Source organism: Sporosarcina sp. Y838, assembly GCF_056786515.1.
On record NZ_JBXCJD010000012.1, the window covers coordinates 14,734 to 27,472 of the forward strand.

Below are 12,739 nucleotides of genomic sequence, written 5' to 3' on the forward strand. Positions count from 1 at the left end.
CAGCATCCTCAGTTGGGAGGATGCTGTTTCTCTTTCGCTTCGCGGCGTTCTCGCAAAATGCGTTCTTCAAGTTCTTTTGTTTCCAATTCCTGTTTCTTCGAATTTTTTCGAATCCACCTAAAAGCGAAAAACATGAGAACCATGAAGGCTGCAAACGATAACGCAGCCGGGATGTATTCTGATTTATCTTCCGGAAAGTAAAGGAACGGCATTAATAGAGCGTTCACTTCCATCCACTTCCTTACGTTATTAATTTCTCATAATCAAAATTACTTTTGAAGAATTTCGATAGATTCAATTGAAATATCTTCAACTGGTTTGTCTTGACGGCCTTTTTTAACTTTTGCAATGGCATCGACAACATCCATGCCTTCGATAACTTGGCCAAATACCGTATGTTTTTGGTCTAGGTGAGGTGTTCCGCCCATTTCGCTGTACGCTTGTGCAATATCAGCAGGCCATCCGCCTTTTGTCATTTGTTCAACTGTACCTGGAGCTTGTGATGCATGAACAATGAAGAACTGGCTGCCATTTGTACCAGGACCAGCGTTTGCCATCGAAAGAGCTCCTTTTAGGTTGAATAGTTCTTCAGAGAATTCGTCTTCGAAGGAATCGCCGTAGATACTAGCTCCGCCCATACCTGTACCTGTTGGATCTCCACCTTGAATCATGAAATCTTCGATAACGCGGTGGAAGATAATGCCGTTGTAGTAACCGTTTTCTGCATGTGTCAAGAAGTTTTCAACTGTTTTTGGTGCTTGTTCGGGAAAAAGCTTGATTTTGATTGGCCCCATAGTTGTGTTCATAACAACGAGCGCCTCGTTTGCTGCTACTTCATTCGATAATTGTGGATACATTGTTGTTGCCTCCTCTAAGTTCTTAGTACTATTTTTTTCCGCTGGCGTTTTACCAACAGGCACTTCATCTTCTTGTTTCTCGTTCTCTGTAGCACTATTTCCGCAAGCGGCTAATAGTAAGAGACTGATAGAAATTGTTAGAAGGGAGAAAATTATTTTCCTCATTATGATTCACCCCGAATCAGTTTATCATATCATACCTTCTATTTCGATAAATAAGCATGAAACTTCCTTCGTTTACCGAACTGTTTTATACTTAATCTAAAGGCACGACGCAGAAAGAAGGTTTTCATATGGACGTGCAAAAACGGAATTTTATCATCATCTGGATTTCGAACGTGCTCGTTGCTGGAACCATGACGATGATTATGCCCTTTTTATCTCTCTATATTGAAACATTCGGTGACCATTCCGATGCATATGTTCAAAAATGGGCTGGTTTAATCTTTGGCGCTACATTTGTTACCGCTTTTATCATGTCTCCCGTTTGGGGACGGGTCGCCGATAAGTATGGTTTTAAGCCTATCCTTCTCATCAACGGATTCGGCATTGCAACATCCGTTTTTTTAATGGGATTTGTCGATTCCGTTGAGGCATTTTTCCTCCTACGTCTTTTAAATGGGCTTGTCACTGGATTTATACCTACGTCACTTGCGTTTATTTCTTCACAGACCGCAAAAAAAGAAGCTGGGAAAATGCTCGGTACGCTACAGATGGGCAGTGTTACAGGAACGTTATTTGGTCCAGTTTTCGGGGGGTTACTTGCGGATACTTTCGGCTTTCAGTACACCTTTATCATTACGTCCATCTCCGTTATCGTCGCTGCAATTATTGTCCTATTCGGGATTAAAGAACAGAAACGGATTAAAAATCCGAAAGCAATTCAATACTCCAGAAAGTCAATAATAAGTGGTCTTCTACATCACAGACTTATGTTAAATGTCATGATTGTAACAGCACTTATCCAGATCGGAAACTTCAGTATCCAGCCACTTCTTTCTTTATATGTTTCACATCTGACAGATGCGAAAGATGTGGCGTTCCTCGCCGGTATCACCTTCAGTGCAGCAGGGGTTGGTAATCTCCTATTTGCACGGCGCTGGGGTAAGCTCGGCGACGATATCGGCTATGAAAAGGTTCTTTCAGTTTTGCTGATTTTATCATTCGTCTTTATCATACCCCAAGCTTTCGTGACAGAGCTATGGCAGCTTATTTTCTGGCGGCTACTGTTCGGAATAGCACTTGGTGGAATGATTCCCATAACGACTGCACTGGTTAGACGCGAAGCACCCATCGATATTCAAGGTGAAGTCATGGGTTATAATACGAGCTTCCGTTTTCTTGGGAATATTATCGGTCCAATGTTCGGTGGGATTATCAGTGGTTATATTGGTATTTCTTCCGTCTTCCTGGTCACCGGCGTTCTATTCTTGCTAGGTTTCGCATTTCTCTATTATGCCAAACGAAAACCCGTTCAGGACTTTGAGGATTTCCTAGCATCTGAAGAAAAACGAATACATCCTTAAAAATTCGCACACTTCGATATCCGTAGTGTGCTATATTTTTGTTATTATATGATTTTTGAACGGAGCTCAAAGACATTGAAGCAATTTATCGGTTTCATATTTATCCTTCTCACGATTCCCTTGCTACTCATTGTTCAAAAAGAGATTGCGGTCGAATTGAAAAGTGCACAGTCTTTCAAAGAACAGATAGATCAATACATTGAGCTGTCCCCCCCAACGAGTAACAATCCCTTAGCACTGAAGGATCGCAACGGTGTAATTTTTGCGGAGGAATACATAGAGTGGCGCGACCCTGTCCCACTATCAACCATTCCACTATTCGTTCGCCAACTTTTTCTCGAAAGTGAAGACTCAGGTTTCTACGAGCACCGCGGATATGATATTGCAGCAATCGTGCGTGCTTTTGCTGTTAACACAGTGACAGACGATATCAGACAGGGAGCATCTACCATTACACAACAAGTCGTGCGAATGCGCTTTTTATCCACAGAGAAGACTTATGAACGAAAGCTGACTGAACTTATCTATGCAGCTGAACTAGAAAAACAATCATCAAAAGATGAAATCTTAGAAATGTATTTGAATGAAATGTATTTCGGCAATCAAGTCTACGGAATTAGTGCCGCCGCAACATACTACTTTAGCAAATCTCTAAATGAGCTGAATGAAGCTGAACTTGCCTTTCTCGCAGCGATTCCGAATAACCCAAGTATGTATGATCCTATAAAGCATTTCGATCAGACTAAAACTAGACAGGAACGTCTTCTTTCTGTCTTAGTAAAGGCTCGGAGCATTACTGCCGATGAAGCTGAACGATATAAAGATACGAGCGTTCAATTAAACCTAAAACAAAAAATGAATGCCTTCCCCGCATACAGTACATATGTCCTTGCTGAACTTACTAATCTTATAGCGCAATCAGAAGGTTTGTCAGAAGCAGTAGCAAACGCTTCAAGTGATGCAGAAAAAAATGCACTTGAAGCGTTAATGAAACAGCGTACCGCTGAGGTTTTATCAGACGGACTCATTATTGAAACAGCCCTTGATTCAAAAAAACAGTTGCGCGATGAACAGACAATCTCCGCGATTTTAAAACCCGTTGGTGTAGAAGCTGGGTCTGCTGTTATCGACAATGAAACACGAGAAATCGTCAGTATTTTTGCCGGTGTCGACTATAAAAAGTTTGACTTCCATCGTGCTTATCAGGCAGTCAGACAACCAGGTTCCGCCATCAAACCGCTTCTAGTCTATGCCCCGCTATTTGAAAGTGGTCCCTATACTGAAAATATGCCCATCAATAGCGGAAATATATGCATCGGCTCGTACTGTCCAACAAATATTGGCGGTTTTGTCTATGGCGGTGTAACGGTCAAAGAGGCATTCCGACAGAGTCATAACACGGCAGCCGTTAGGTTATTTCAGATGGTTGGAATTGAAGATGCATTCGGTTTTATAGAACCCTTTGGATTTAAATCCGTTACAAAACGAGATATGAACTATTCAGCCGCACTCGGCGGTTTTTCAAAAGGTGTGACACCTATTGAACTGGCAGGTGCCTATTCCAGTTTTATCAATGGGACGTATTCACCTGTCCATGCGATTCGTGCAGTGAAGGATAGAAAGGGTACTATTCTTTATCAATGGCCGGAAGTTAAGAGCGATGTCTGGTCCCCTTCTACAGTTAAAATAGTTCGTGACTTGATGCAGGATGTCGTATTAAATGGAACGGGGCGCGGCATCAGCTATAACACAGCGTATACTGGTGCAAAAACTGGAACAACGGATCATTATAAAGATTTATGGGTTGGCGGCATGAACGATACCTATACAACGGCTGTCTGGGTCGGCTATGATATTCCGCAGTCAGTTAAAAATGTGAGTGACCAAAAACTGCATCTCCAGATATTTTCAGCGTTACTCCGAGACTAGCCCTTCACCAAATGGCTAGTCTATTTTTTCGCCTATGAACGGCAAGCTTGCGATAACTCCTGTATAGAGTTTCAACAAAATATAGATAATTGTTGAGATGAGAACACACCATAATGTTATTTCAAAAATAATAAGTCCAATCGTGCTGACAATTGTCATGTATCTGCTTAACTTGTAAACGACATAGACAAAGTAAATGAAAGTCGTCAGTAAAAACAAAGTACCTAATAGTACGATTGAATTGACACCTAACACTGATGCGAGCGCGCCGAAAAAGTAAATGACATTACCTCCCCGAGCTTGGCTATACGATTCTCCCAATACGTCTTTTGAAAAGAACAGCATTGCTGTTTCATGAATTGTCTCCGCAATTAACTTTAACGCTGAAAACACCATGAAAAACAATAATGAATAGATGACTAATAAGAAAATACGTAACTGTATTTCCGTTAGGAATTCTCTCATACCTGCATACAGACCAATTCCTTTGAACTGCTCAACAGACACGCCTACTGTGTAAACACCGAATGTCAAACTGAAAAGCACAATTGTAAAGAAAGGCAAATAACCGAATATGTATGGATTTTTCATTTTACACCTCAAAAGTAGTTCTCTTTCTTCAACTCTATAATATAAGAAGAGAGTCGAAAGATGCAATAAGGTGCGGAAATGTTCAATGCAAATACCCCCAATATACGTTATACTTTATAACATTGCAGAAAGTTATGTTTCAATCATCAGGAAGGAGAATTTTCTTGAATTTCGTATTGCTGATTTTTCTGCCTATTGTGGCAGCCTTATTTGTACCTTTCCTATTCAGGAAATTAAAAGATATACATACTGGTTGGTTCGTTTTACTAGTTCCTGTAGCCCTTTTCATTTATTACATTGGATTTATCAAGACAACAATGGACGGCGGACATGCTGTATCAGAGCTTCAATGGATTCCATCGCTCGGTATTTCGTTCGTATCGTATATTGATGGGCTTAGCCTGCTGTTCACCTTGCTAATTACAGGTATTGGCGCACTCGTGGTCCTCTACTCCATTTTTTATCTCGATAAAAATCGGGAGAAACTAAACAACTTTTACGTTTTTCTACTTATTTTCATGAGCGCCATGTTAGGAGTCGTGCAATCGGATAATGTAATTTCCCTCTATTTATTTTGGGAGCTGACATCCATTTCATCATTCCTGCTAATTGGCTATTGGAATACACGTGATCGTTCTCGATTTGGTGCATTAAAATCGATGATGATTACCGTATTTGGCGGTTTAATGATGCTTGGTGGATTTGTCTTACTCGGAATAATGGGCGACACGTTTTCTATACGTGAACTTATCGCAAATGCTTCCACTTTTGTAGGACATGAATACTTCACGCTGGCACTCGTTCTAGTCTTACTAGGTGCATTTACGAAATCAGCACAGTTCCCGTTCCACATCTGGTTGCCCGATGCGATGGAAGCGCCTACCCCGGTAAGTGCATATCTGCACTCTGCAACCATGGTAAAAGCAGGCCTTTACCTTGTCGCTCGGTTCACTCCTATCTTCGCAGTTTCTGAAGTTTGGATTTGGCTTGTTACTGGCATCGGCCTTCTAACATTGTTCTGGGGCTCTCTTTTTGCAGTGAAACAGACCGATTTGAAAGCGATCCTTGCTTTTTCGACAATTAGTCAACTTGGACTTATCATGTCCTTGCTCGGTGCAGGTGCACTTGCCTACCACTCAGACGATCCGGTTTTAAAATTCGCAACATTCGCAGCAATCTTTCATTTGATTAATCACGCGGTCTTCAAAGGAAGCTTGTTCATGGTTGCAGGTATTGTCGACCATGAAACCGGTACCCGCGATATTCGTAAACTTGGCGGATTAATGAGCATCATGCCCGTCAGTTTCACAGTGGCATTCATCGGGTCTATGTCGATGGCAGGATTGCCCCCATTCGGAGGCTTCCTGAGTAAAGAAATGTTCCTTCAATCAATGCTCGCCATTCGTCATTTTGAACTGTTCGACTTTGCAACTTGGGGAATTATCTTCCCTGTCATCGCTTGGATTGCTAGTGTGTTCACATTTGTTTACAGTTTCTACTTTGTATTCAAGACGTTCACTGGACAACAAAAAAGTGAACGCCTTCCGAAAAAACCGCATGAAGCACCTTTTGGCATGCTTGTAGCTCCTGTCATTCTAGCAATACTCGTTGTTACTATCTTCTTTATCCCGAATTTGATTGGGAAATGGTTGGTTAAGCCAGCTGTGATAGCTGTCCAGCCCGATTTGTATGGCCATCCTTCTGAAGTTGCAGTCCATGTTGCGGCTTGGCACGGAATCGCCGCTCCTGAACTATGGATGACGATTTCACTTGTCGGAGTAGGTCTCGTTCTCTTCTTGACAATGAAAAGATGGCACAAGTTATACGACATTCAACCGGAGTATTTGTCAATAAATGCACTTTATGATTCAGCCATGTTATTTAGTGAAGGCGGAATGAACCGTCTTTCTCGTTTTTACATGACTGGGTTAATCCGTACGTATCTGATTTATATGTTTGCTTTTATCGCTGCCATAACGGCGGCAACGCTCTTTATCAAAGAAGCATTCGTCTTAGATATGAATAGTTTTGCACCGGTAACCTTATATGGAATCCTGACTGCGATTATCTTAGTTCTGGCGGTTAGTATGGTTCTTCTAGCCAAGACGAGGCTGTCGGCAATTATCGCACTCGGCGCAGTCGGATATTCGGTTGCATTATTCTTTGTTCTGTTTAAAGCACCGGATTTAGCGCTTACACAACTCGTAATTGAAACCATCTCAGTTGCACTGTTCCTGTTGGCCTATAAACATTTGCCGTCGCTTAATAACCATGGACAAACAAAGCCCAACAAGGTAGGAAATGCGATTATAGCTGCCGGTGTAGGGATTACAGTAACTTTGGTAGCTCTATCAGCCCATTCACAAAAACTGATTCCATCAATATCGCAGTATTACAAAGATACAGTCGCTACAGAAGCTGGGGGCGGGAATATCGTCAACGTCATTCTCGTTGATTATCGTGGTTTTGATACATTATTTGAAATCACCGTTCTATCAATCGTCGGAATCGCCGTCATTGCTATGATCCGCCTAAAGTTGTCTAGAAAGGAGGAGAGTACGGATGAAAACAAATGATGTCATTTTGCAAACGGCAACAAAATTCGTATTCTTCATCATTTTCCTTTTTTCAATTCATATTTTCTTTGCGGGACACTACACACCAGGGGGAGGCTTCGTAGGAGGACTCCTCACTACTGGCGCAATTGTTCTGCTGCTTTTAGCATTCGACCTGAAAACTGTGCAAAGAGCTTTGCCTTTTAACTTCACAATTGTGACAGCTATCGGTTTACTACTTTCACTCGGAACGGCTGCAGGTTCAATTTTCTTCAACGTTCCATTTTTTACACATGTATACGATGATTTCACTTTGCCTCTATTTGGGACAACTTCCCTTCATACTGCAATGATCTTTGATGCCGGTGTATATCTCGTTGTTGTTGGTGCCGCCGTTACAATGATTCAAACGATAGGAGGAGATGAGTAATGGAATTTATAATGGCTATCGTCATCGGAATTCTTTTCATGGCAGCTGTCTATTTGATACTTTCCAGAAGCCTCCTTAAAATCATTCTCGGGACGGGCCTGTTGAGTCATGGTGCACATTTACTAATCCTTACGATGGGTGGACTTGGTGGTGCTTCCCCGCCTGTCTTGGCCGAAGGCATAACTGATTATGCAGATCCTTTACCACAGGCGCTAATATTAACGGCTATTGTAATCAGTTTCGGAGTGACCGCATTCATTCTCGTGTTGGCTTATCGGACATATGCTGAGCACAAGACTGATAACATGAATCTCATGAGAGGAAATGACGAACATGATTAATCTGCTTTTATTTCCAATCCTATTGCCCTTCTTTTTCGCAATTATTCTTCTTTTTTTCAAGGAGAATATCAAGGTACAGCGCTCGCTAACATGCATCGGACTTTTGGTAAGCTTGGTTGCCGCATTTTTTCTTGTTGCAAAAGTGAAAGCGGATGGCGTGCAAGCAATCACTCTCGGAAGTTGGTCGGCACCGTTTGGTATTTCGATGGTGTCAGATATGTTATCCGCATTGCTAGTAACGACAACACTCTTAATAACACTGTTTGTTGTAATCTACAGCTTCACAGCAATTGGTGAAGAGCGGGAGCGCTACTTCTATTATCCTGCTATCTTGTTCATGATTACAGGCATTAATGGTGCGTTTACAACAGGTGACATTTTCAATATGTTCGTATTTTTCGAAGTGCTGCTTATCGCCTCTTATCTACTAATCGTTCTCGGCGGCAAGAAAAAACAGCTCAGCGAATCAATCAAATACATACTCGTCAATGTTATATCTTCTGCCCTTTTCGTTATTACGGTGGCATTCCTTTACTCAGTCATCGGTACATTAAATATGGCTGATATTTCGGTAAAGATAGCTGAAATTGGACAACCCGGTATCATAACCGTAATCGCAGTCCTCTTTCTTATCGTCTTCGGAGTCAAAGGTTCCCTATTTCCACTTTACTTCTGGTTGCCGGGTTCTTATGCAGCACCGCCCACACCCATTCTTGCACTCTTCGGAGCGTTGCTGACTAAAGTGGGTATTTACGGAATCATCCGAACGTATACACTGTTCTTTGTTCATGATTTAGATTTTACACATGGGTTATTATCCATACTCGCTCTACTCACAATCATTGCGGGTTGTATAGGTGCTCTCGCTTATTTCGATTTAAAACAAATTATCATCTACAATATTGTAATTGCCGTGGGCGTCATTTTATTCGGCGCTGCGCAAATGAACGAGGCTGGTTTAACTGGTGCTGTATTCTATTTAATCCACGACATGCTAATTAAAGGGGCTTTATTCCTTCTAATTGGAATCATTGCTTATGTAACGGGTACATACAATTTGCGTAAAATGGGTGGTTTGATGAACACTCATGCTTCCCTTGGTTGGATTTACTTAATCGCAGCGTTTGGTTTGGTAGGTATTCCGCCATTAAGCGGTTTTGTCGGAAAGCTTTTAATCGTCCAAGGTGCATTTGAGGCAGGTCACGTCTTCGGAAGTATCGTCATCCTGGTATCGAGTCTTGTTGTACTGTTATCCGTTATTCGAATCTTTGTCTATGCATTCTGGGGCAAGCCCGAACTTCATGGAGAATTACCTAAAACAGACAGTCGTTCTTACCGGAAGATGATGGCTCCAGCTATTGTATTAGTCATCTTGTCCGTGCTGTACGGGGTAGGTACTGAATGGCTCGTTCCTTACATGACGGATGCAACAGATGTATTACTACAACCGTCCATCTATATTGATGCGGTGTTAAAGGAGTAGATGACGATGGCATTTCAACTATTATTGAACTTTTTCATCGCTCTCGTCTGGATGTTCATAAGCACCTCATTCACCGCTTCGACATTCATCATTGGATTCTTGATTGGTCTGCTATTAATCATTATGACGAGACGCTTTTTCCCGAACAGACTATACATTTGGCGACTTTGGGCGGCATGGAAATTAGTATTCCTCTTCTTTAAGGAGTTGACATTGTCCAATATTTCAGTGTTACAGGTCGTCCTGCGTCCGAAGTTAAATCTTCAGCCTATGATTTTCGCTTTGCCGACAGACCTTGAATATGACTGGGAAATCACATTGTTATCTAGTCTGATCACATTGACTCCTGGAACGATTGTTTTGTACGTTTCGGATGATCAACGAACACTCTATGTCCACGCCATCGATGTCGATGATGTCGATGATGCAATTGACTCCATTAAAAACACATTTGAAAAAGCAATTAAGGAGGTGAGTCGACCATGACAACATTCATATGGGTTTCTCTCATTCTTGTTATCCTGTCGATTGTTGGACTATTGTATCGTCTCTACCTTGGTCCTTCAATCCCGGATCGGCTTGTTGCACTTGATGCAATTGGCGTCATGCTTATTTCAGCGATTGCTCTGCTGTCTGTCATTTTCGATACAGGGTTTTTCATGGAAGTCATCTTGCTGATTGCAATTATGTCATTCATCGGAACCGCATCATTCTCTAAATTCATTGAGAAAGGAGAGATAATTGAGCGTGATCGTAATAGCTAATATCCTCATTGTCCTTTCAATCGTCGTTGGTATTGTTTTCACCATCGTGACAGTCATTGGCGTCATTCGCTTACCAGACTTGTATACAAGAGCGCATGCGGCTTCTAAAAGTGCGACTCTGGGCGTGCTTAGTATTCTGTTAGGTGTATTTTTTCACTTTTGGTTGAAAGAAGGATACTTTAGTATACAACTCCTTCTTGCAATCGCATTTCTGTTTATTACCTCTCCGGTTGGCGGACATCTGATGAGTCGCGCAGCATATATTTCGGGTGTTAAACCAACAGAACGAACTGTTGGTGACGACCTTGCAGAAGTGATTAAAGAAGCTAAACAAAAAGCTTCTGGAACATATAAAACCAAAGATTAAAAAACACATGACAACCTGAGTTCAGGTTGTCATGTGTTTTTTAGTTTTAGTAAGGACCATAATATCCATAAGGGTACGGTTGATAGCCATATGGATATGGAGGGTAACCGTAGTAGGAAGGATATCCTCTATAAGGATAACCACCATATCCATACGATGGGGTTAGGACAGAACCGAGTAAGCTACCGGCAAAGCCTCCGAGAAAAGGACCCCCAAAATCACCAAATCCACCAAATCCACCATATCTATTTCCACGACCATGGCCATGGCCGCGATAACCACCATAACGTCTTGTCATAGTTATCCTCCCTTCCCACTTATACTATTCAAGCGAGGTGTCTCAAAGGGGGACAATTGCCTATCAGCCTTCTAGTTCAGATTCGGCTAGACGTTCAACAAGCGTCGCTAGCGTTCTTACCATGACACCCGTTGCACCTTTTGGACCTAAGTCATGTGCGGACTGTGCATCTGACGTTCCCGCGATATCTAGATGAATCCAAGGTGTGTTACCAACGAATTCACCGACAAACCCACCTCCGAAGATCATATGACCGTCTCTGCCAGGTGAATTATTCAAATCCGCTACATCACTCTTACGAATTCTCTTCTTATCATTTTCAGTCAGTGGAAGCCTCCAGACAAATTCTCCTGTTTCCATTGAAGCATGCATGAATTCTTCAAAGAAACCTTCATCGTTTGTAAGCGCTCCCGTCTTGTCCATACCGAGCGCAACGATAACTCCGCCAGTTAGTGTAGCAACGTCAATGAGGCAGCTTGCACCTGCTTGCAAAGCGTATGTAACTGCATCTGCAAGTACAAGACGCCCTTCTGCATCCGTATTGAGCACTTCAATCGTTTTTCCGCTCAGTGAAGTAATGACATCATCCGGTTTAAAGGCGTCACCAGAAACCATATTGTCTGTAGAAGCAATCACAGCAATTACATTTTTATCTGGTCGTAGCTCTCCAATGATGTTCATCGCACCAAGCACTGCAGCAGCACCGCCCATATCACCTTTCATGCCAACCATTCCATCTTTTGTTTTTAAGGAATAACCCCCGGTATCATATGTAATACCTTTACCGACAAGTCCGATGACATCTTCCCATTTTTCTGTTGCGGCATATTTCATGACGATTAGCTTGGGTTCTTCTACCGAGCCTTTGTTAACAGCAAGAATTGCGCCCATGCCGAGTTCTTCCATTTCTTTTTTACCCAGAACTTCAATTTCAAAGTCATACTTTTTAGCAAGCTCACTTGCATATTCAGCCATTTTAGTTGCAGTTAAAATATTTGGCGGCATATTGACAAGGTTACGTGCTTCATTAACTGCATAAGCATGTACCTTCCCCACTTCAAATGCTGCTTTCAATTCATCTTCGTCAAATAATGACAAGAATGAGAGTGTTTCGAGTGTAACATCGCGTTCGTTTGAATCGGTACGGTATCCTTCGAACTTATATAGTCCAAGTCCGATGCCTTCTGATGCCGCAAAGACGACATCAGCACATGTCAGTTTGTCGTTCGTAAATGGAGCGGTCCAAATTGCAGCAGAAGCTACTTTCAAATCTGCCAAGCCTTTGCCAATCGCTGCAAATGATTGACGCAACCGATCTTCAGTCAATTCTTTTTGCAGACCCAGCCCAATGAATAAGACACGCTTATAACCTCGTATTTCAACAGTAGGCATTTTTGTAATCGTTTTGAATTCTGTTTTAATATCGCCTGATTTTACCCATTCTGGCACACGGGGACTAAAAGAACTGACGAAACCACTCCAGCCTTCTACATTTTCAGGATGCTCCGGTACACCAATTACTAAGACATCTGCTTCTACTTTACCAAAATCAGGTTCCATAATTATGGTTTTCATTTGACTACCTCCATTTTTTAATA

General features: G+C 42.0%; 14 protein-coding genes. 9 read left to right on the top strand and 5 right to left on the bottom strand.

The genetic code is table 11. The annotated features are described in order from the left end of the window. Positions 1-8 precede the first annotated feature (8 nt). Positions 9-233, bottom strand: coding sequence for a hypothetical protein (locus tag AC1TO4_RS14005; RefSeq protein ID WP_482105849.1), 225 nt, complete (start codon positions 231-233; stop codon positions 9-11). A 36-nt stretch (positions 234-269) separates the two neighbouring features. Continuing rightward, a complete protein-coding gene (locus tag AC1TO4_RS14010; protein WP_482102354.1) occupies positions 270-857 on the bottom strand; it encodes a peptidylprolyl isomerase in 588 nt (195 codons plus the stop codon). Positions 858-1,150: 293 nt separating this feature from the next. On the opposite strand from AC1TO4_RS14010, the gene AC1TO4_RS14015 reads away from it, so the two are divergent. Then, a complete protein-coding gene (locus tag AC1TO4_RS14015; protein WP_482105850.1) occupies positions 1,151-2,383 on the top strand; it encodes an MFS transporter in 1,233 nt (410 codons plus the stop codon). A 75-nt stretch (positions 2,384-2,458) separates the two neighbouring features. Further along, complete coding sequence (locus tag AC1TO4_RS14020; RefSeq protein WP_482105851.1) at positions 2,459-4,312, top strand: transglycosylase domain-containing protein; 1,854 nt, start codon at positions 2,459-2,461, stop codon at positions 4,310-4,312. 15 nt (positions 4,313-4,327) lie between these two features. Here the strand turns inward: AC1TO4_RS14020 and AC1TO4_RS14025 are convergent, their stop codons facing one another. Then, complete coding sequence (locus AC1TO4_RS14025) at positions 4,328-4,903, bottom strand: DUF5366 family protein (RefSeq protein WP_482105852.1); 576 nt, start codon at positions 4,901-4,903, stop codon at positions 4,328-4,330. 134 nt (positions 4,904-5,037) lie between these two features. On the opposite strand from AC1TO4_RS14025, the gene AC1TO4_RS14030 reads away from it, so the two are divergent. Genes AC1TO4_RS14030 through mnhG form a run of 7 tightly spaced genes read left to right on the top strand, consistent with a single transcriptional unit; the run spans position 5,038 to position 10,843 of the window. Next, positions 5,038-7,479 carry a Na+/H+ antiporter subunit A gene (locus AC1TO4_RS14030; RefSeq protein ID WP_482105853.1) on the top strand — a complete coding sequence of 814 codons (2,442 nt, stop codon included), beginning with the start codon at positions 5,038-5,040 and terminating at the stop codon, positions 7,477-7,479. Then, on the top strand, positions 7,466-7,888 hold the full coding sequence (locus AC1TO4_RS14035) for a Na(+)/H(+) antiporter subunit B (RefSeq protein ID WP_482102222.1): 423 nt from the start codon (positions 7,466-7,468) through the stop codon (positions 7,886-7,888). Before AC1TO4_RS14030 ends, AC1TO4_RS14035 begins: the two co-directional genes overlap by 14 nt. Continuing rightward, entirely contained in the window at positions 7,888-8,229 is a 342-nt protein-coding gene (locus tag AC1TO4_RS14040) for a Na(+)/H(+) antiporter subunit C (protein ID WP_482102223.1), read from the top strand. Before AC1TO4_RS14035 ends, AC1TO4_RS14040 begins: the two co-directional genes overlap by 1 nt. After that, on the top strand, positions 8,222-9,712 hold the full coding sequence (locus AC1TO4_RS14045; RefSeq protein ID WP_482105854.1) for a Na+/H+ antiporter subunit D: 1,491 nt from the start codon (positions 8,222-8,224) through the stop codon (positions 9,710-9,712). Before AC1TO4_RS14040 ends, AC1TO4_RS14045 begins: the two co-directional genes overlap by 8 nt. A gap of 6 nt (positions 9,713-9,718) precedes the next feature. Further along, a complete protein-coding gene (locus AC1TO4_RS14050; protein WP_482105855.1) occupies positions 9,719-10,198 on the top strand; it encodes a Na+/H+ antiporter subunit E in 480 nt (159 codons plus the stop codon). Continuing rightward, complete coding sequence (locus AC1TO4_RS14055) at positions 10,195-10,476, top strand: Na(+)/H(+) antiporter subunit F1 (protein ID WP_482105856.1); 282 nt, start codon at positions 10,195-10,197, stop codon at positions 10,474-10,476. The genes AC1TO4_RS14050 and AC1TO4_RS14055 overlap by 4 nt, the downstream gene beginning before the upstream one ends. Next, positions 10,460-10,843, top strand: coding sequence for a monovalent cation/H(+) antiporter subunit G (gene mnhG / locus AC1TO4_RS14060; protein WP_482105893.1), 384 nt, complete (start codon positions 10,460-10,462; stop codon positions 10,841-10,843). Before AC1TO4_RS14055 ends, mnhG begins: the two co-directional genes overlap by 17 nt. A gap of 46 nt (positions 10,844-10,889) precedes the next feature. Here mnhG and AC1TO4_RS14065 read toward each other — a convergent pair whose 3' ends face one another. Together AC1TO4_RS14065 and AC1TO4_RS14070 are read right to left on the bottom strand one after the other, a co-directional pair. After that, the gene (locus AC1TO4_RS14065; RefSeq protein WP_482105857.1) at positions 10,890-11,141 is read right to left on the bottom strand and encodes a hypothetical protein; all 252 of its coding nucleotides are present in this window, start codon (positions 11,139-11,141) and stop codon (positions 10,890-10,892) included. A 63-nt stretch (positions 11,142-11,204) separates the two neighbouring features. Beyond that, positions 11,205-12,716 (bottom strand): leucyl aminopeptidase, encoded by a 1,512-nt coding sequence (locus AC1TO4_RS14070; protein WP_482105858.1) that lies wholly within the window; start codon positions 12,714-12,716, stop codon positions 11,205-11,207. Positions 12,717-12,739: the final 23 nt, after the last annotated feature.

Coding starts and splice junctions, on each gene's coding strand:
- AC1TO4_RS14015 (WP_482105850.1), top strand. CDS start 1,151: ATGGACGTGCAAAAACGGAATTTTATCATCATCTGGATTTCGAACGTG.
- AC1TO4_RS14030 (WP_482105853.1), top strand. CDS start 5,038: ATGTTTCAATCATCAGGAAGGAGAATTTTCTTGAATTTCGTATTGCTG.
- AC1TO4_RS14005 (WP_482105849.1), bottom strand. CDS start 233: ATGGAAGTGAACGCTCTATTAATGCCGTTCCTTTACTTTCCGGAAGAT.
- AC1TO4_RS14065 (WP_482105857.1), bottom strand. CDS start 11,141: ATGACAAGACGTTATGGTGGTTATCGCGGCCATGGCCATGGTCGTGGA.
- AC1TO4_RS14045 (WP_482105854.1), top strand. CDS start 8,222: ATGATTAATCTGCTTTTATTTCCAATCCTATTGCCCTTCTTTTTCGCA.
- AC1TO4_RS14050 (WP_482105855.1), top strand. CDS start 9,719: ATGGCATTTCAACTATTATTGAACTTTTTCATCGCTCTCGTCTGGATG.
- AC1TO4_RS14040 (WP_482102223.1), top strand. CDS start 7,888: ATGGAATTTATAATGGCTATCGTCATCGGAATTCTTTTCATGGCAGCT.
- AC1TO4_RS14035 (WP_482102222.1), top strand. CDS start 7,466: ATGAAAACAAATGATGTCATTTTGCAAACGGCAACAAAATTCGTATTC.
- AC1TO4_RS14055 (WP_482105856.1), top strand. CDS start 10,195: ATGACAACATTCATATGGGTTTCTCTCATTCTTGTTATCCTGTCGATT.
- AC1TO4_RS14010 (WP_482102354.1), bottom strand. CDS start 857: ATGTATCCACAATTATCGAATGAAGTAGCAGCAAACGAGGCGCTCGTT.
- AC1TO4_RS14070 (WP_482105858.1), bottom strand. CDS start 12,716: ATGAAAACCATAATTATGGAACCTGATTTTGGTAAAGTAGAAGCAGAT.
- AC1TO4_RS14025 (WP_482105852.1), bottom strand. CDS start 4,903: ATGAAAAATCCATACATATTCGGTTATTTGCCTTTCTTTACAATTGTG.